Here is an 18,063-nt window from a genome sequence, read left to right as displayed (position 1 = left end):
GCGTGACCATCATGTCGAACGGCAACACCACCTGGCCCACGATCACCTGCCGCACGGGCTGACGTAGGCGTACCACCGCAAGACCGCACCGTGATGGCGCGGCGGCCCCGGCCGCCGCGCCATCCGCGTCTGTCCACCGGGATCGGGCGCCCCCGCCGCACCGCGATCACCGCCGGGCGGCACCGCCCGGCCGCTACCGGGTCTCCGGGCGGCGCGGCCCGGCACCCCGCAACAGCGTGTCGATGATCCGCCCGGCCAGGACGTCCGGATCGGCCCCGGCATCGTCGCCGTGCAGCGACTCGCCGATCAGCGCGTAGTACACCCGCCGGGTCCACTCGAGGTCGACCTCCGCGTCGAGCACGCCGAGGTCCCGGATCCGGCCGAAGAGCTCCAGGCAGCGGTACGCCACCCGCTGCTGCATCCCGGCGACGACCGAGCCGGGGGCGGCCGGCTGCCCGAGCGCGAACGCCCAGCTGACCTTCGTGCGCAGGACGTTGACCGTGATCTGGTGCAACGCCACGAGCGGGGGCGCGGTTTCCGGCCGGCCGGCCTCGATGGCCTCGGACAGGTGGCGTACGGCGGTGGCGGCCATGGCGTCCACCAGCGCCTGCCGGTTGGCGAACCGCCGGTGGATGGTCGTGCGGGCCACCCCGGCCGCCTCGGCGACCTGCTCCATCGACGCGGCCGGATTGTCACTGAGCACCCGTTCGGCGGCCTCCAGGATCGTGCGCACGCTGCGCTCGGCGTCGGCCCGCAACGGCTTGGTGGTCATCGCACTCTCCTCCACTCACGGACGACGTCACGATACACGCTGGTAGCTTCTTCAAGATAAAACGCTACAAGACTGTTGCAGTTAATGAAGAAACTGCTACGGTCATGTCGTCAAACGAGCTGAAGGAGAAACCCCATGACTCACCGGCAGAACACCGCCGACGCCGCCACCGCACTCGTCACCGGAGCGTCGGCGGGGCTCGGGGCCGAGTTCGCCGTCCAACTCGCCGAGCGCGGTCACCACCTGGTCCTGGTGGCCCGCTCCGCGGACCGGCTGCGGCGGCACGCGGAGCACCTGCGCACGACGTACGGCGTCCGGGTCGACGTCATCGCGCAGGATCTCGGCGCACGAGGCGCTCCGGACCGGATCCTGACCGAGCTGGTCGCGGCCGGGATCACCGTGGACGTGCTGGTCAACAGCGCCGGCTTCGGCACCGCCGGCCGGTTCGAGGAAATCGACGACGGGCTCGACACGGAACAGCTGATGGTCAACGTGGTGGCCCTGGTCGGGCTGACCCGCGCGCTCGTCCCGGACATGCTGGCCCGGGGCCACGGCTCGGTCGTCAACGTCGCCTCGACGGCGGGCTTCCAGCCGTCGCCCTATTTCGCCGCCTACGGCGCGGGCAAGACGTTCGTGCTGAACTTCAGCCTCGCGCTGCGCTCGGAATACCGCGGCCGCGGCGTGCGCGTCCTGGCGTTGTGCCCGGGCCCGACCCGGACCTCCTTCTTCGACACGATGGGCGAACGGGCCGCCATCGGCGGCGCGATGATGCCCGCGGAGGCGGTCGTCCGCGCCGCGCTGGCCGCGCTCGACCGGGACCGGGCGTACGTGGTGCCGGGCCTGGGCAACTCGCTCGGCGCGCATCTCACCCCCCGGCGCCCCCGCCGGCTGGTCACCGCCATCTCCAAGCTGGTCACCCGCTCGGTCCTGGAGGGCCCCGGGCCGGCACCGCGCGACCAGTCGCGGGCCGCGTAACCACCCCGGGTCCGGCAAGCTGGCGCCATGCGCGCGCCCGCCCGATCACCCCACACCGGCCTCCCGCGAGCCCAGTCCGGCCCGAACCCGCAGCACCTGCTGGCCACCATCCTCGGGGAGTACCTCGACTCCGCGGACGCCGATCTTCCCTCGGCGGCGGTGGTCGCGGTGCTGCGGGAGTTCGGCATCAGCGACACCAGCGCCCGGGCCGCGTTGTCCCGGCTGACCCGGCGCGGACTGGTCGCCGCCCGCCGGCCCGGCCGGCCGGCGGTGTACCACCTGACCCCGGCGGCGATCGCCCGCCACCGGTCGCGAATGGACCAGTTCCTGACGTTCGGCGCCCGCCCACCCCGGTGGACCGGCGAGTGGACGGTCGCGGCCTTCTCCCTGCCGGAGACGTCCGAGGCGCAACGGGTACGGCAGGCGCAGCGGCACGAGGTCCGCAAGGCGCTCGGCGCGCTCGGCCTCGTCCGGCTGTACGACAGCATGTGGATCAAGCCGGGTGACGACCGGGCCCGGGTGGACCGGGCGCTGCGCGACGTACTGGGTGATCTCGGTGCGGCCCGGTGGTCGGTGATGTCCGCCCGGTTCGACGACGAGGCGGGGCCGCACGGGCCGACCGCCGCCTACGATCTCGACGGGCTCGCCGCGGCCTACTCGGCCTTCATCGGACGGTACGCCCCGCTGCTGGACGCGGTGCGCGTCGGGCGGGTCGGCGCGGCCGAAGCGCTCGTCGCCCGTACCTCGGTGATGGATTCCTGGCGAACGTTCGCCGACACCGACCCGGACCTTCCCGACCACCTGCTGCCCGCCCCCTGGCCACGCCGCGAGGCGCGGGAACTGTTCCTGGAGATCCACTCCGCCCTCGGCCCCCTCGCGCAGGCCCGCCTGGTCGAGATCACCGAACCGCACTGGCCGGACGCCGCGTCGTGGATCACCCACTTCCGCCACAGAGATTGACAGTCGTCGCTTGACGGTTACCGTCACTGCCGCAAGGATAAGTGTCAAGTCAGTCTGTCGGCGCGGTGGCACACGAATACAGACCGGCAATCCCCAGTCCCGTGGAGGACACAGATGCGACGTACCCCCCAGCGGTTCCGCGCCGTGATCGCCGGCGTGGCCGGCTTCACGGTCATCACCGCGGCCGGTGTGCTGGCCGCCACCCACGCCAGTGCCGCCGCCGGCTGCCGCGCCACCTACGCCATCTCCAGTTCCTGGCAGGGCGGCTTCGGCGCCAACGTCACCGTCACCAACCTCGGCGACCCGATCAACGGCTGGCGGGTCGGCTGGTCGTTCGGCGCCGGGCAGGCCATCACCCAACTCTGGAACGGCACCCACACCCAGTCCGGCGCCGAGGTCACGGTGACCAACGCCGCGTACAACGGCTCCCTGGCCACCGGCGCCACCGCGTCGTTCGGGTTCAACGGCTCGTGGACCGGCAGCAACCCGGTCCCCACCGCCTTCACCCTCAACGGCACCGCCTGCACCGGCTCGGTCGGCGAATCACCGTCCACGCCGCCGTCCAACCCGCCGTCCAACCCACCCTCGAACCCGCCGTCCAACCCGCCGTCCAACCCGCCGCCCACCTTCCCGGTGCCGGCCGGCTACGAGACGGCGGCCAGCCTGCCCAACCACACCATCTACCGGCCGGACACCCTCCCCTCCACGCTGATGCCGATCGTGGTGTGGGGCCAGGGCGGCTGCCAGGCCAACGGGACGAGCGGACAGAACTTCCTCCGGTACATCGCCTCGTACGGCTTCCTGACCATCTCCAACGGCAACCCGAACGGCTCCGGCTCGACGACCGCGGCCATGCTGACCCAGTCGATGGACTGGGCGGTGGCGGAGAACGCCCGCCAGGGCAGCAAGTACTACGGCAAGCTCGACACCACCAAGATCGCCGTGGCCGGATTCTCCTGTGGCGGGCTCGAGGCGTACAACGTCTCGACCGACCGCCGGGTCACCACCACCGCGATCTTCAGCAGCGGCTACCTGAACGAGTCGGACCGGGCCCGGCTGAGCCAGCTCACCAAGCCGATCGTGTACTTCATCGGCGGCCCCAGCGACATCGCGTACTCCAACGCGATGGCCGACTGGCCGCGGCTCCCGGCCGGCCTGCCCGCCTTCATGGGCAACATCAACGTCGGCCACGGCGGAACGTACGACCAGCCCAACGGCGGTGAATTCGGCCGGGTCGCGGTGCTCTACTTCCGGTGGCGCCTGAAGGGTGACACGACCGCCGGCACCACCTTCGTCGGCCCGAACTGCGGACTGTGCACCAACTCCCAGTGGACCGTCCAGCAGAAGAACCTCACGCTCTGACCCCGACGCCGCAACGCCGCCGCCGGCCCTTGGCCGGCGGCGGCTCTGTCTCCGCGGCCGCCGGCCCGTTGCCGGGCGGCGGCGCCCGTCGCGTGGCGTCACCCGCTTCGGCTGGTGCGGCCACGCGCCCGATCCGCCAGGAACAGCGCGACACCACGGGCCTTGCTGAGATCGCCCCAGTGGTACACCAGCGTCGTCGATCTCCGATGAGTTGACCGGTCGTTGCGCAGGTACACGTTGTTGACGATCATGGTGCGCTGCGGGGGAATCGATGGGGGCGGCTATGGCGCGGCGTGACAACTGGCAGTCGGCGATGTCCCGCATGCTCCATCACCATGAGGCCGCTCGGGCCCGACTCCGCGGGCTCACCGCAATGCTGGCGCAGCAGGCCGGCCCGGAACTCGCCGAGGCCGCGCGGCGCAGCGCCGAGGAACGCGATCGGAACAATCAGGCCACGCACCGGCGGCGGCAGCTTGAGGTTCGGGAGGCGGTTGCTCGGCTCCGCGGAGAACTGGCCGACTACGCGGGCTGGCAGGTCGCCCCGTGGTCGGCGATCGGCGCCGACGACCTGGAACGGCTCGGCACGCCGGACGCCACGCCGCATCTGGTACGCCTCGGCTCGTCCACGCTGGTCGACGACGAGGACGTGCCGTTCGTCGCACCGATCGGCAACGGGCGGCACCTGTGCATCTCGGAGAGCATCCGTGAGCCGCAGGTGGCCGGCCTCGTGCAGAGCGTGCTGGCGCGGATGCTGGCCATGCGTCCCGGCACCGTGCGGATCGCCGTCCACGACCCGGTCGGGCTCGGTCAGATCCTGAGCCCGTTCCAGCCGCTGGTGGAGCGGGGCGTCGCCAGCCTGCACACGAGCGTCACCATTCTCCTCGACGAGGCCGAACGGTTCGCCCAACGCGCCTTCCTGGAGAAGCCGGCGGACCGTACCCACCTGGTCGTGTTCATCTCGGATCTCACCGACCTGGACGACAAGGTGGTGGCCCGGGTGCATGCGTTAGCCCGGGTCGGCGCGGCCGGCAACGTCCACCTGGTGCTCGCCGGCGCACCCGCGAGTTTCCTGCCGCACGCGACATCCGACGGCTCGCCCGACGGGAACTGCACCACCGCGGTCTACCTGTCCCGCGGTGTGGTCTACGTACACGAGACCGGTTTCCTCACGATGATCAGGTACGACGCCGCACCCGGCGCCGACCTCGTGACCGGGCTCTGCCGCGCGCTCACGCAGAAGTCGGCGTACGGGATCGGTGATCTCGTACCGGCCGCACTGTGGCAGGAGTCCTCGGCGGACCGGCTGGCGGCGCCGATCGGGCGCAGCGGCGGCGACGAGGTCGTGGTGCGATTCGATGATCAGACCCCGCACTGGCTGGTCGGCGGCCGCTCCGGTGCGGGCAAGACGAACTTCATCCTGAACGCCGTGTTGAGTCTGTGTTCCCGCTACTCACCGGACGAACTCGAGCTGTACCTGCTGGACTTCAAGGAGGGCGTCAGCTTCCACGAGTTCGCCCCGACCGGGCCGGACCCGGTCTGGCTGCCGCACGCGCGGGCCGTGGGCATCGAGGCGGACCGCGAGTACGGCCTCGCCGTACTGCGCCACCTCCGCAGCGAGATGAATCGCCGGGCCGACGACATGAAGCGGGCGGGGGTCTCCAGTATCGGGGCGTTGCGGGCGGCTCGACCCACGGTCCGGTGTCCCCGGACGGTGGCGATCGTAGACGAGTTCCAGGTGCTCCTCAGCGGGAACGACGCCGTGGCACGGCGAGCGGTGGAGATGCTGGAGGAGATCGCCCGCAAGGGCCGCTCCTACGGCATCCATCTCGTTCTGGCGTCACAGACCCTCGCCGGCATCGAGGCTCTGTACACGAAGAACGATTCGATCTTCGGGCAGTTCGCGTTGCGGATCGCGCTCGCCGGTGGTGGCGGGGTGCTGGACAAGCTCAACGACGCGGCGAGCACCCTGGTCCTCGGCGAAGCCGTCATCAACCCGCTGGCCGGCATCGCCGAGGCGAACCTCGTCGCCCACGTACCGCACGCCGAACCGTCCGAGGTGACCAGGTACGTGTCGCAGCTGTGGGCCGCGCGTCCCGCCACCCTCGGCCCGCCGCCGGTGTTCCAGGGCTTCGCGGAGCAGCTCCTGGACGACGACCCGACATTCCGCAGGCTCACCCCGGACCGGTCTCCGCCGCTCCTTCTCCTCGGGCGCCGCATCGACGTGCGCGGGTCGACCGCGACGGTTCCGCTACCCGCCGACCCCGGACGCCACCTCGCCGTGGTGGGCACGTGGCGGCAGGGCGGGGAGGTGGTGGCCGCCGCGGTTCGCGGGCTGGCGCGTCAGCACCGGCCCGGCTCCACCCGGTTCCTGCTCGCACCGTTGACGGCCGACACCCGGGCGATCGCCGACGAACTGCACCACGAGCTGGCCCGGGCCGGCCATTCCACCCGGCTGGTCACGGTGGAGCGGGTGACCGCCACCATCGCCGAGCTGGCGGCTGCCGACTCGGCGCCGGCCTACCTGGTGCTGTTCGGCGCGGACGCCGCGGGACCGTCACTCGCCGCGGGCGGCTCGGGCGCTTTCCGTACCGGCCGGGACGCGCTGAAGGCCCTGGTGCAGCAGGGGCCCTCGCACGGCGTCCACCTGATCGGCTGGTGGCGGCTCCTGGGCCGGCTGACACAGGACGTCGGGCCTACCGCACGCGAGGACATCGGGTGCATGGTGGCCCTCAACGTGCCGGAGGAGGATCTCCAGCGGTACTCCGGGGACTTTCACCTGCGGTACACGCCACGCCGCAACCGTGCGTTGGTGCTCGATCGGCACACCCGGACCACCGCACCCGTCGTGCCGTTCGGTTCGCCGGACGGCCGGATGGACGAGGACGACGAATGAGCACCTGGGAAGCCCACGTCACGGCGCATGCCGGGATCGCCGCGGCGCGGCGCGCCAAGGTGGACGCTCTGCGCGATCCGGCCCACCAGGAGGCGCTGGAATCGGTGGCGAGGCGCCGCGCGGAGGTCGCCTCGTGGACGGACTCGGTGGTGTCGCAGGAGGGGGACATCCGCGAGGTGGCGGCTGCCGTCCGCACTCTCGTCCCGCTGAGCGACATTCGTTTCGGTCCGGCGCCGCCGGCCCTGCCGTGGGGGCAGGCCGTCGACCACCTGCGGGCGGAGCTGGCCGCTTCCCGGGACGCCACCGGCGAGGTCTACCGGCTCGGCTACCGCGCTCGCCTCTTCCCCGGGTTGGCACAGACCTCCCGGGCCGTGTTGATCTTCCTGCTCTGCTCGATACCGATGGTCGTGCTCAACGCGATCGTGATGATCCAGGTGCTGGGCAGCGCCATCCAGCGCCCCGGTGAACCAGCACCCGAGCCCTCCTACAACGCCGTGCTCCTGCTGTGCAGCGGCATCGTGCTGCCGGCGCTCACGTCAGCCGTGGCGGCTCTCGTGACGGCCACCGTCGGGCGTCCTCGGATCCGCTTGACGAACAACGTCCTTCCCGGCATGGCGATCGGCACGGTTCTGTGTTTCGTCCTGAGCATCGTGTCTATGTGCCTGAGCCAGCCGCTGTCGCTGCTGTGACGATTTTTTCGCAATTTCGATGCCGGTCTATCATTTGCAGGTGGGACGCGGATTCGGCTCTGATAACGAACTGAGTCCTAAATTCTTTACTCCAGCTTTACACGCATCCGCGTAAGTATTCGACAACCAACTAATGGCGTCCGTAAATGGACGCAAGAAGGGGATGTTGGATGCGCACCCTGCGAGCACTGGCGGCCACCGCCGCCCTGGCAGTAGCCCTCACTTCCGCCTGGCCCGGCAGCGCGGCCGCGGCCGAACCGCCCCGGCCCCCGGTCGCTTCGATCATCGGTGGCACCGAGGTGCCGGACGGCAAGTACCCGTTCATCGGCTCGCTGCAGCTCCAGTGGGAAGAGGGGGTCTGGGTGCACAACTGCGGCGCCACCCTCATCGACGCCCGCGGCCTGGCACTCACCGCGGCACACTGCGTGGCCGGCGCGACGGAGGAGGACCTGGCGAACCTGCGCCTGGTGATCGGGCAGACCACGCAGTCCGCGACGCACGGTCAGGTGCTCGGCATCGCGGAGGTGACCGTCTACGAGAAGGCGGACGCGGCCCTGCTGTGGCTTGACGGAGCGGTGTCCGGCATCACCCCGGTCCAGCTGGTCACGCCGGGCACGGACGCCCTCGAGCGCCCCGGCCGCAACGTCATCACGGCCGGTTGGGGCAGCACCATCCTGGACCCGTTCAACCCGGGCGTGGGCGGCCCCGGTGAGCTTGCGCCGGACCGGATGCAGGAGGTGAGCGTGCCGATCGTGTCCGACGACGAGTGCAAGGTGGCGTACCCGAACCTCAAGCGCAACACCGAGATCTGCGCCGGGCGCCACGGCAAGGACTCGTGTCAGGGCGACAGCGGCGGGCCGCTGTTCACCAAGGTGCCCGGCACGGACCGGTACCTGCAGCTGGGAATCGTGAGCTGGGGCTTCGGCTGCGCCGCGCAGGGTCTGCCCGGCGTGTACACCCAGTTGAGCAACAAGAGGCTCGGCGAGTGGATCGCCAACTTCGGCACGGAGCGGATCGCCACACGGCGCTGACATTCATCGAAACAGATTCCTGGGGGCGTGCCGCGAGGCACGCCCCCAGGGTGCTGAAAAGTGAGCGTTCACCTGGCTCGCGTAACACTTTTGGCCTCGAAGGACCGTTCTGATTTCCGTTCTTGACCCACAAAATGTGAAGGCTAACATCGATCAAATTGAGTACCTGAGCGCCGAGGCCCGCCCCGGCATCTCTGCATAGGAGCGCGTGACATGTCTTCCTCCGCCCTCAGCCGGCGCCGTCTCCTGCAAGCCACCGGGGCCGCTGCCGTGGTCACCGCCACCGGCGCCGCCCTCGACCAGCGTCCGGCCGCCGCCGCGGTGGTGCCGCCGGTCCGTGCGGACATCGGCGCGGCGGCGTTCGCCTTCGAGCCGGGCCAGGTGCGGTTGACCGCCGGCCGGTTCCTGGACAACCAGACCAGGACGCTGAGCTACCTGCGGTTCGTCGACGTCGACCGGCTGCTCTACGTGTTCCGGGCCAACCACCGGCTCTCCACCAACGGCGCCGCGGCCAACGGCGGGTGGGACGCCCCGAACTTCCCGTTCCGCTCCCACATGCAGGGCCACTTCCTGACCGCCTGGGCGTACGCCTACGCCGTGCTCGGCGACACGACCTGCCGGGACAAGGCGAACTACATGGTCGCCGAGCTGGCCCGATGCCAGGCGAACAACGGGGCCGCCGGGTTCGCCAGTGGCTACCTCTCAGGGTTCCCGGAGTCGGACTTCACCGCGCTCGAGGCGCGCACGCTGTCCAACGGCAACGTGCCCTACTACGCGATCCACAAGACCCTCGCCGGCCTGCTCGACGTGTGGCGCTACACCGGCAACACCCAGGCGCGCACCGTGCTGCTCGCCCTGGCCGGCTGGGTCGACACCCGCACCGCCCGGCTGAGCGCGAGCCAGATGCAGTCGATGCTGGGCACCGAGTTCGGCGGCATGAACGAGGTGCTCGCCGACATCTACCAGCAGACCGGGGACGCGCGGTGGTTGCCGGTGGCGCAGCGCTTCGACCACGCGGCCGTGTTCAACCCGCTGGCCGCGAACTCCGATCAGCTCAACGGGCTGCACGCCAACACGCAGGTGCCCAAGTGGATCGGCGCGGCCCGGGAGTACAAGGCCACCGGCACCACCCGTTACCGCGACATCGCCACCAACGCCTGGAACATCACGACCAGGGCGCACACGTACGTGATCGGCGGGAACAGCCAGGCGGAACACTTCCGGCCACCGAACGCCATCGCCGGCTACCTGGCGAACGACACCTGCGAGCACTGCAACTCGTACAACATGGTGAAGCTCACCCGGGAGCTCTGGCTGCTCGACCCGGCCAACGCCGGCTACTTCGACTTCTACGAGCGGGTGCTGCTCAACCACCTGATCGGCGCGCAGAACCCGGCCGACAGCCACGGCGGCGTCACCTACTTCACGCCGCTGCGGCCCGGTGGCCGCCGGGGCGTCGGCCCGGCCTGGGGCGGTGGCACCTACTCCACCGACTACAACTCGTTCTGGTGCTGCCAGGGCACCGGCCTCGAGACCAACGTGCGGCTGATGGACTCGATCTACTTCTACAACGACACCACGCTGACCGTGAACCTCTTCGTGCCCTCGACGCTGACCTGGGCGCAGCGCGGCGTCACCGTCACGCAGACCACCACGTACCCGGTCGGCGACACCACCACCCTGACGCTGTCCGGCACCATGAGCGGAAGCTGGACCATCCGGGTCCGGATCCCGGGCTGGACGGAGAATCCGGTCATCGCGGTCAACGGCACCACCCAGACCGTCACCGCGACACCGGGCAGCTACGCGGCCGTCACCCGTGCCTGGGCGGCCGGCGACACGCTGACGGTCAAGCTGCCGATGCGCGTCGTGATGCGGGCCGCCAACGACAACCCGAACGTCCAGGCGATCACCTACGGGCCCGCGGTGCTCTGCGGCAACTACGGCAACACGGCCCTGTCCGCGCTGCCGTCACTGAACGTATCGTCGATCACCCGGACCAGCACGTCCAGCCTCGCCTTCACCGCGACCGCCAACGGCGCCGCGGTCAGCGTCGGGCCGTTCCACGAGGCCCACGGCTTCAACTACACCGTCTACTGGAGCACCAGCGGCGGCAGCGGCACCGCGACCACCTACAAACTGGTGAACGCCGGCACCGGGCTGGTGCTGGGCGTACAGGACATGTCGACCGCGGACGGCGGCCTCGCCGTGGTCTGGGGCGACACCGGAACGGCAGACCATCAATGGGTACGGGTCACCGACGGTGACGCGGTCCGGTTCCGCAACGTCCACAGCGGCAAGGTCCTCGGCGTCGAGAACATGTCGACCGCCGACAACGCCCGGGTCCTGCAGTGGTCGGACACCGGCACCGCCGACCACCGCTGGACGCTGGCCGCTCTCGGCAACGACACCTACAAGATCCGCAACGTGCACAGCGGCAAGCTTCTCGCCGTCCTGAACGGCGCCGGGACCTGGGGCACCCAGGTCGTGCAGGAGCCCGACAACGGCACCGCCGACAACGTGTGGCGCCTGGTGCGGATCGGCTGAGAAAGGCCGGCGCCGGCCGGCCGACCGCCATGGGTCCTGCCCGTTCCAGACGGGCAGGGCCCGCCGTGCGTCCCGGCCAAAAGTTCCGAAAAGGTTTCCATTCCCCTCCGCGCCGCGGAGGCGACTTGCGCTGCCCGGAAAGCGTCGCGTTCGCAATGATCAATATCTTGACATGTCGATTCATCTCTTCGTAGTTTGAGCGACAAGTTCCGGAAACACAGCGAAACTTTCGAAACCAGAGGTGCACCTTATGGCACTGAATAGAACCCTTGCCGTGGCTACCGTGGTGGCGCTGAGCACCATGGGCCTCGCCGCCTGCGGTGGCGGCGACGACGACGGCAGCTCGGGCGGCAACGTCACCATGCAGTTCTGGCACAACGCCACGTCCGGCCCCGGCAAGGTCTTCTGGGACAAGACCGTGGCGGACTTCCAGACCGCCAACCCGAACGTCAAGATCAAGATTCAACAGGTGCAGAACGAGGACCTCGACGGCAAGCTGCAGACCGCGCTGAACTCCGGCTCCGCGCCCGACATCTTCATGCAGCGCGGTGGCGGGAAGATGGCCGCGATGGTCGAGGCGGGCCAGCTGAAGGACGTCAGCGCCGACCTCACCGCCGAGACCAAGGAGGCGGTGGGCGAGGCGGCGCTGCAGACCGGGCAGGTCGACGGCAAGCAGTACTCCGTGCCGACGTCGATCCTGCTCGGCGGGTTCTGGTACAGCAAGGACCTGTTCACCAAGGCCGGCATCACGGCGCCGCCGACCACGATGGACGAGCTCAACACCGCGGTGACCAAGCTCAAGGCGATCGGTGCGCCGGTCGCGCTCGGCGGCAAGGACGCCTGGCCGGCCGCGCACTGGTACTACTTCTTCGTACTGCGGGCCTGCAACCAGGCGTCGCTGGACGCCGCCGCCAAGAACAAGGACTTCAGCGACCCGTGCTGGACCAAGGCCGGCAACGACCTCAAGGCGTTCGCGGACACCAAGCCGTTCAACAACGGATTCCTGACCACGTCCGCGCAGCAGGGTGCGGCCAGCTCGGCGGGCCTGATCGCCAACCGCAAGGCCAGCATGGAGCTGATGGGGTCCTGGAACCCGGGCGTCATCGCGGACCTGACGAAGGACAAGAAGCCGCTGCCCGACCTCGGCTTCTTCCCGTTCCCCGCGGTGCCCGGCGGGCAGGGTGACCCGGCCGCCGTCATGGGCGGCGCGGACGGCTACTCGTGCTCGGCGAAGGCGCCGAAGGAGTGCACCGACTTCCTCAACTACATCGTGACCAAGGACGTGCAGGAGGCCTCCTACAAGGCGTTCAACTCGCTGCCGGTCAGCAAGGCGGCGCAGGGTGCGGTCACCGAGGACTACCTCAAGGCGGTTCTCGACGCCTACAACAAGGCGCCGTACGTCTCGCAGTGGCTGGACACGGTGTACGGCCAGAACGTGGGCAACGCGCTGAACATCGGCGTCGTGAACCTGCTCGCCGGCAAGGGTGACGTCCCCGGGATCATCAAGTCCGTGAACGACGCCGCCAAGAAGGGTTGAGGGGTAACCCGGCGATGAGCAGCACTGTGGATGCGCCGGGCGATCGGGTACGGAGCGGGGGCGGCGTTCAGGCGCCGCCTCCGCTCCGTCCACGCCGGCGCGGCATCGGCTGGGCCCAGCGCTTGGAGATCGTGGCGCTGTCCGGTCCGGCGATCCTGATGTTCGTCGGCTTCGTGATCTTCCCGGTCGTGATGGCCGCCTACTACGGCTTCTACCGGTGGAAGGGATTCGGAAGGCCGACCGACTTCGTCGGCCTGGACAACTACGTCACCATCCTGCAGGACACCGCCTTCCAGGAAGCGCTCTGGCACAACGGGCTCATCGTGGTGCTGTCGCTGGTCTTCCAGGGCCCGATCGCGATCGTCCTCGCGCTGCTGCTCAACCAGAAGCTGCGGGGCCAGTCGCTCATCCGGGTGCTCATCTTCGTCCCGTACGTGATCGCCGAGGTCATCGTCGGGACGGCCTGGGCCCTTCTGCTGCAGACCGAGGGCGCCGTCAACGGCGTGCTGCGGTCCGTCGGCCTGGGCTGGCTGGCCGAGGACTGGCTGGCGAACCCCAGCCTCGCCATCTGGACCCTGATGCTGATCCTGACGTGGAAGTACATCGGGTTCGCGGTGATCCTGTTCCTGGCCGGGATGCAGAACATCCCGGAGGAGCTCTCCGAGGCGGCCGCGGTGGACGGGGCGTCCTACTGGCAGATCCAGCGGCGGATCACGGTGCCGCTGCTCGGGCCGACCATCCGGATCTGGGCGTTCCTGTCGATCATCGGCGCGCTGCAGCTGTTCGACCTCGTGTACATCATCTGGGGTCAGTACGTGTCGTCGACGGCCGGCACCTCGACCATGGCGACGTACATGGTCACCGAGGGCCGCAACGCCGGCAACTACGGGTACGGCAACGCGGTCGCGGTCGTGCTGTTCGCCATCTCCATGTTCATCGCGCTCGTGTACCAGCGCTTCGTGCTGCGCCGGGACACCGAGGGCGCGCTCACCGAAGGGGGGTAGGGCATGGCCACCACGACCCGTTCCCGGGGAAACCCGATCGTGTACGTCGCCACCATGATGCTGATCGGTCTCATGCTCGGACCGGTCATCTACATCATCATCGGGGGGTTCCGGACCAACTCGCAGATCACCACGGACCCGGCCGGACTGCCGGACCCGTGGGTCGCCGCCAACTACACCGACGTGCTGAGCGGTGAGACGTTCTGGCGCCAGGTCGGCAACTCGACGATCGCGGCCGTGGCCACCACGATCGGCGTCGTCGTGCTGGGTGTGATGGCGAGCTACGTCCTGGCCCGCTACCGGTTCCGCGGTCGCGGCGCGATGTACGCCCTGTTCGCCGCCGGCCTGATGTTCCCGGCGACGGTCGCCATCACGCCGCTGTACATCCTGATCCGGGATCTGGGTCTGGTGAACACGCTGCCCGGCGTCATCCTCCCGCAGATCGCCTTCGGACTGCCCACGACGATCATCATCCTGGTGCCGTTCCTGCGGGCGATCCCCAAGGAGATCGAGGAGGCCGCCGCCATCGACCGGTGCAGCCGGCTCGGCTTCTTCTGGCGGATGGTGCTCCCGCTGTCGGTGCCGGGCCTGATCACCGTCGGGATCCTCGCGTTCATCGGCAGCTGGAACAGTTACCTGCTGCCGCTGTTCATCCTGAACGACCAGGACACGTTCACCCTGCCGCTGGGCGTGCAGGCGTTCTCGTCGCAGTACTCGGTCGACACCGCGAAGGTGCTCGCGTTCACCTCGTTGTCGATGATCCCGGCGCTGGTGTTCTTCAGCCTGTTCGAACGCCGCATCGTCGGCGGCCTCACCGGTGCCGTCAAAGGATGAGCCGATACACCCGAAGTGCGGTCTGTCCCCAGATCAGGTCCTGCTGCTCCTGGTGACATCCGGTCAACAGTTCATGCAGGGTCCGAACCCAGTCGTGGTAGCCGGCGGCCAGCAGGCACACCGGCCAGTCCGAGCCGAACATCAGCCGGTCCGGTCCGAACGTCTCGAGGGCGTGGGACACGGCCACGGCCAGGTCGGCCGGCTGCCATGACGACCAGTTCGCCTCGGTGACCAGGCCGGAGACCTTCGCGGACACGTTCGGCAGGGCCGCCAGCGCCCGCAGGTGACCGGCCCATCCGCGGAGGTCCTGGCCGGCCAGCGGCGGCTTGCCGAGGTGGTCGAGCACGAACCGGGCCTGAGGCAGGCCGGCCGCCAGGTCGGTGGCCGCGGGCAGCTGATGGTGCCGGATCACCAGGTCGAAGGCCAGGCCGGCGTCGGCCACCGCGGCGATCCCGCGGCGGATGTCGGCGCGCTCGAGAAACGCCGGGTCGGGTTCGCTCTGGACGAGATGGCGGACGCCCACCAGCCGGTCGCCGCCGGGCCCGGTCCGCAGGCGGCCGATCCGGTCGGCGACGTCCGGGGCGGTGAGGTCGACCCACCCGACGACGCCTTTGATCAGGTCGCTGCGCGCCGCGGTGCTCAGCAGGTCGACCGTCTCCGCCTCGGAGTGGATCGTCTGGACGGCCACGGTGCCGCGGACTCCCGACGGTCCGGCCTGCGCGGCGAGGTCTCCGGGTCCGAAGTCGGCGTCGATCGCGGCCATCCGCACCGGGTCGATCCAGGGCTGCGGATGGCGTCCGCGGTCCCACAGATGGTGGTGGGCGTCGATGACGCCTCCGGGCACGTTGCGCCATGGCTCCATGACGGCGTCCTCTCGTGGTGGCCGGCGGCCCGGCGCTACTCCTGTGCCTTGCCGCCGGTGATGCGGGAGACGACCAACGCGACGATGATGATCGCGCCGTTCAGTGCGCCGATCCACTGGGCCGGCACTCCGGCGAGGGTCAGCACGTTCTGAATCATGAAGAGCAGCAGGATTCCGGTGAACGCGCCGAACATGGTGCCCTTGCCACCGTTGAGGCTGACCCCGCCGATGACGGCGGCGGCGAAGACCGTGAAGATGGCCCCGTTGCCCTGGGAGGCGGCCACCGAGGCGAGCCGGCCGGAGAGCATGAGCCCGCCGAGCGCGGCGAGGACGCTGGCACCGACCAGGGCGATCCACAGCACGCGGTCGGTACGGATGCCCGCCGCCTTCGCCGCGTCGACGTTGCCGCCGATCGCGTACAGCGCCCGGCCGAAACCGGTGTAGCCGAGCAGCACGATGCCGGCCGCGAGCAGGATCACGCAGATCCAGATCGACGCCGGGACGCCGAGCCAGACCGCGGTGCCCGGGTACATCATCGACTCGGGCAGGTTGAAGAACGTCTGGCCGCCGGAGATGCCGGTGAGCAGGCCCCGGAGGACGATCAGCATGCCCAGCGTGACGATGAACCCGTGCAACCCGAAGCGGACGATCAGGGCCGCGTTCGCGATCCCGATGAGCGCGCCGACGAGCAACGTGATCGGGATCGACCAGGCGCCGGAGAGCAGGCCGGTGCCGTGGCCGGCGCCGACCGCCACGGTCATCCAGGCCGCCACGCCCGGTGCCAGCCCGAAGGTCGACTCCAGCGACAGATCCATCTTGCCGGCGATCAGGACGATCGTCTGGGCCAGCACGAGCAGCGCGATCTCGGCCATGGTCTGACCGATGTTGATCAAGTTGTCGGGTTGGAGGAAGACCGGGTTGACGATCTGCCCGACGATCGCGATCAGCACGATCGCCGGCACCAGGGCCAGGTCGCGCAGCCGGGCGACGGCCAGCCTTCCGGTGGTACGGCGAGGTGGTGGTTCGGCGGCGGCCGTGGCGCTTCCGGTGGCGGTGGTGACGGCCTCAGGCATCGACGGTCAGTCCTTCCATTGCGGCCACCAGATCGTGTTCCCGCCAGCCGCTCGGCAGCTCGGCGACGATCCGGCCCTGGAACATCACCAGAACGCGATCGCAGACGCGCAGGTCGTCGAGTTCGTCGGAGGCCACGACCACGGCAGTGCCGGCGGACGCGACCTGGTCGACCTTGTCCAGCAGGAACTCCTTCGACCGCACGTCCACCCCGGCGGTGGGGGTGATGAGCACCAGCACCCGGGGATCGTTCGCCAGGGCCCGGGCCATGACGACCTTCTGCTGGTTGCCGCCGGAGAGCCCGGAGACGGGCAGATCCGGGCCGGGCGTCTTGATGGCCAGGTCATCGATCAGGGCACCGGCGACGGCGTCGCGGCGGCGGGTGTTCAGGAAGCCCGCCGTGCCGAGCCGGTCCGGGATGGTCAGCGTGGCGTTGTCGGCGATCGACATGCCGGCGACCAGGCCCTGGTGGTGCCGGTCCTGGGGCACGAACCCGACACCGCGGGCGAGGGCGTCACCGACGTGGCCGGCTCGTGGCGTCCGACCGTCCACCGTGATCGTGCCGGCGTCGGCCACCCGGAGACCGACGATGGTCTCCGCCACCTCGGTCCGGCCGCTGCCGCCGGCGCCGGCCAGTCCGACGATCTCGCCGGCACCCACCCGGATCGAGACGTCGTCGAACCGGCCGTCGAGACGCAGGCCGGCGACGTCGAGGACCGCGCCCGCCCGCGCGGCCGGCGCGCTCCGCGACCGCGGGGCGGCGAGCGCGGTGGCCTCGCCGGTCATGGCGGCGACGAGGGCATCCCGCGGAAGGTCGGCGACCGGCGCGGTGACGATGTGCCGGGCGTCGCGGAAGACGGTCACCATGTCGCAGATCTCGTAGATCTCCTGGAGGTGATGGCTGATGAACAGGAAGGTGACGCCCTGGCCCTGCAGATCGCGGATGTGGCCGAACAGCCGGGCGATCGCGCCGGCGTCCAGCTGGGCGGTCGGTTCGTCGAGGATGATGAACCGGGCGCCGAACGACAGTGCCCGGGCGATCTCCACGAACTGGCGCTGTTCGACGCTCAGATCGCCCGCCCTGGCGTCGACGTCCATCCCGATCGACCAGACGGCCAGCAGGTCCCGGGCACGCCGGCGCACCGAGCGCCAGCTGATCAGTCCGCCCCGGTTCCGGTCGTACCGGTTGAGGAGGAGGTTCTCGGCCACGGTCAGCTGCGGGATGATGGTGGACTTCTGGTAGACGCACGCCACGTGTCGCCGCCACCTGTCCCGGTCGGACAGCCGGGGCGCCGGCACGCCGTCGAACTGCACCCGTCCGGTGTCCGGTGCCTGCAGTCCGGTCAGGATCGAGACGAGCGTGGACTTGCCCGCGCCGTTCCGGCCGACCAGGGCATGGGTCTCCCCCGGCAGGACGCGAATTCCGGCCCGGTCGAGGGCCACCGTCGAGCCGTAGCGCTTGCTGATTCCTACCGCCTCGGCCACCGGACGGCCCGATTCCTCCGTGCGGCTCATGCCCGCACCCC

General features: G+C 69.9%; 15 protein-coding genes. 10 read left to right on the top strand and 5 right to left on the bottom strand.

Going from position 1 to position 18,063, the window contains the following annotated elements:
• Positions 1–193: 193 nt before the first annotated feature.
• Complete coding sequence (locus LDL48_RS21950; protein ID WP_225257063.1) at positions 194–772, bottom strand: TetR/AcrR family transcriptional regulator; 579 nt, start codon at positions 770–772, stop codon at positions 194–196.
• 135 nt (positions 773–907) lie between these two features.
• Between LDL48_RS21950 and LDL48_RS21945 the strand changes: the two genes are divergently transcribed.
• From LDL48_RS21945 to LDL48_RS21935, 3 genes are all read left to right on the top strand, one after another.
• Positions 908–1,747: an SDR family NAD(P)-dependent oxidoreductase gene (locus LDL48_RS21945; protein WP_225257062.1), complete on the top strand. Its 840-nt coding sequence runs from the start codon at positions 908–910 to the stop codon at positions 1,745–1,747.
• A gap of 27 nt (positions 1,748–1,774) precedes the next feature.
• Positions 1,775–2,707 (top strand): PaaX family transcriptional regulator, encoded by a 933-nt coding sequence (locus LDL48_RS21940; protein WP_225257061.1) that lies wholly within the window; start codon positions 1,775–1,777, stop codon positions 2,705–2,707.
• Between the two features lie 114 nt (positions 2,708–2,821).
• On the top strand, positions 2,822–4,069 hold the full coding sequence (locus LDL48_RS21935; RefSeq protein ID WP_308016479.1) for a cellulose binding domain-containing protein: 1,248 nt from the start codon (positions 2,822–2,824) through the stop codon (positions 4,067–4,069).
• Positions 4,070–4,167: 98 nt separating this feature from the next.
• Here LDL48_RS21935 and LDL48_RS21930 read toward each other — a convergent pair whose 3' ends face one another.
• A complete protein-coding gene (locus tag LDL48_RS21930) occupies positions 4,168–4,320 on the bottom strand; it encodes a hypothetical protein (protein ID WP_225257060.1) in 153 nt (50 codons plus the stop codon).
• Between the two features lie 71 nt (positions 4,321–4,391).
• Between LDL48_RS21930 and LDL48_RS21925 the strand changes: the two genes are divergently transcribed.
• The 7 genes from LDL48_RS21925 (at position 4,392) to LDL48_RS21895 (ending at position 14,604) form a co-directional block, all read left to right on the top strand.
• Positions 4,392–6,962 carry an FtsK/SpoIIIE domain-containing protein gene (locus LDL48_RS21925; protein WP_225257059.1) on the top strand — a complete coding sequence of 857 codons (2,571 nt, stop codon included), beginning with the start codon at positions 4,392–4,394 and terminating at the stop codon, positions 6,960–6,962.
• Positions 6,959–7,651 (top strand): hypothetical protein, encoded by a 693-nt coding sequence (locus LDL48_RS21920; RefSeq protein WP_225257058.1) that lies wholly within the window; start codon positions 6,959–6,961, stop codon positions 7,649–7,651. Before LDL48_RS21925 ends, LDL48_RS21920 begins: the two co-directional genes overlap by 4 nt.
• A gap of 170 nt (positions 7,652–7,821) precedes the next feature.
• The gene (locus tag LDL48_RS21915) at positions 7,822–8,682 is read left to right on the top strand and encodes a S1 family peptidase (RefSeq protein ID WP_225257057.1); all 861 of its coding nucleotides are present in this window, start codon (positions 7,822–7,824) and stop codon (positions 8,680–8,682) included.
• 213 nt (positions 8,683–8,895) lie between these two features.
• The gene (locus LDL48_RS21910; RefSeq protein ID WP_225257056.1) at positions 8,896–11,229 is read left to right on the top strand and encodes a beta-L-arabinofuranosidase domain-containing protein; all 2,334 of its coding nucleotides are present in this window, start codon (positions 8,896–8,898) and stop codon (positions 11,227–11,229) included.
• A 274-nt stretch (positions 11,230–11,503) separates the two neighbouring features.
• Positions 11,504–12,766 carry an ABC transporter substrate-binding protein gene (locus tag LDL48_RS21905; protein ID WP_225257055.1) on the top strand — a complete coding sequence of 421 codons (1,263 nt, stop codon included), beginning with the start codon at positions 11,504–11,506 and terminating at the stop codon, positions 12,764–12,766.
• A gap of 14 nt (positions 12,767–12,780) precedes the next feature.
• Positions 12,781–13,770 carry a carbohydrate ABC transporter permease gene (locus LDL48_RS21900; RefSeq protein ID WP_225257054.1) on the top strand — a complete coding sequence of 330 codons (990 nt, stop codon included), beginning with the start codon at positions 12,781–12,783 and terminating at the stop codon, positions 13,768–13,770.
• Positions 13,771–13,773: 3 nt separating this feature from the next.
• Positions 13,774–14,604, top strand: coding sequence for a carbohydrate ABC transporter permease (locus tag LDL48_RS21895; RefSeq protein ID WP_225257053.1), 831 nt, complete (start codon positions 13,774–13,776; stop codon positions 14,602–14,604).
• Here the strand turns inward: LDL48_RS21895 and LDL48_RS21890 are convergent.
• From LDL48_RS21890 to LDL48_RS21880, 3 genes are read right to left on the bottom strand one after another with little or no spacing between them, the layout of a single operon-like run.
• Positions 14,594–15,466, bottom strand: coding sequence for an amidohydrolase family protein (locus tag LDL48_RS21890; protein WP_225257052.1), 873 nt, complete (start codon positions 15,464–15,466; stop codon positions 14,594–14,596). The genes LDL48_RS21895 and LDL48_RS21890 overlap by 11 nt on opposite strands.
• Before the next feature lie 35 nt (positions 15,467–15,501).
• Positions 15,502–16,539 carry an ABC transporter permease gene (locus LDL48_RS21885; RefSeq protein ID WP_225257051.1) on the bottom strand — a complete coding sequence of 346 codons (1,038 nt, stop codon included), beginning with the start codon at positions 16,537–16,539 and terminating at the stop codon, positions 15,502–15,504.
• Entirely contained in the window at positions 16,532–18,052 is a 1,521-nt protein-coding gene (locus tag LDL48_RS21880) for a sugar ABC transporter ATP-binding protein (protein ID WP_225257050.1), read from the bottom strand. Before LDL48_RS21880 ends, LDL48_RS21885 begins: the two co-directional genes overlap by 8 nt.
• Between the last annotated feature and the right edge of the window lie 11 nt (positions 18,053–18,063).

Origin of the sequence: Jidongwangia harbinensis, from assembly GCF_020216025.1 — a bacterium.
GTDB classification, from domain to species: domain Bacteria; phylum Actinomycetota; class Actinomycetes; order Mycobacteriales; family Micromonosporaceae; genus Actinoplanes; species Actinoplanes harbinensis.
The sequence above is the reverse complement of the archived record's forward strand: the minus strand, read 5'-3'. Positions and strand labels throughout refer to the sequence as shown.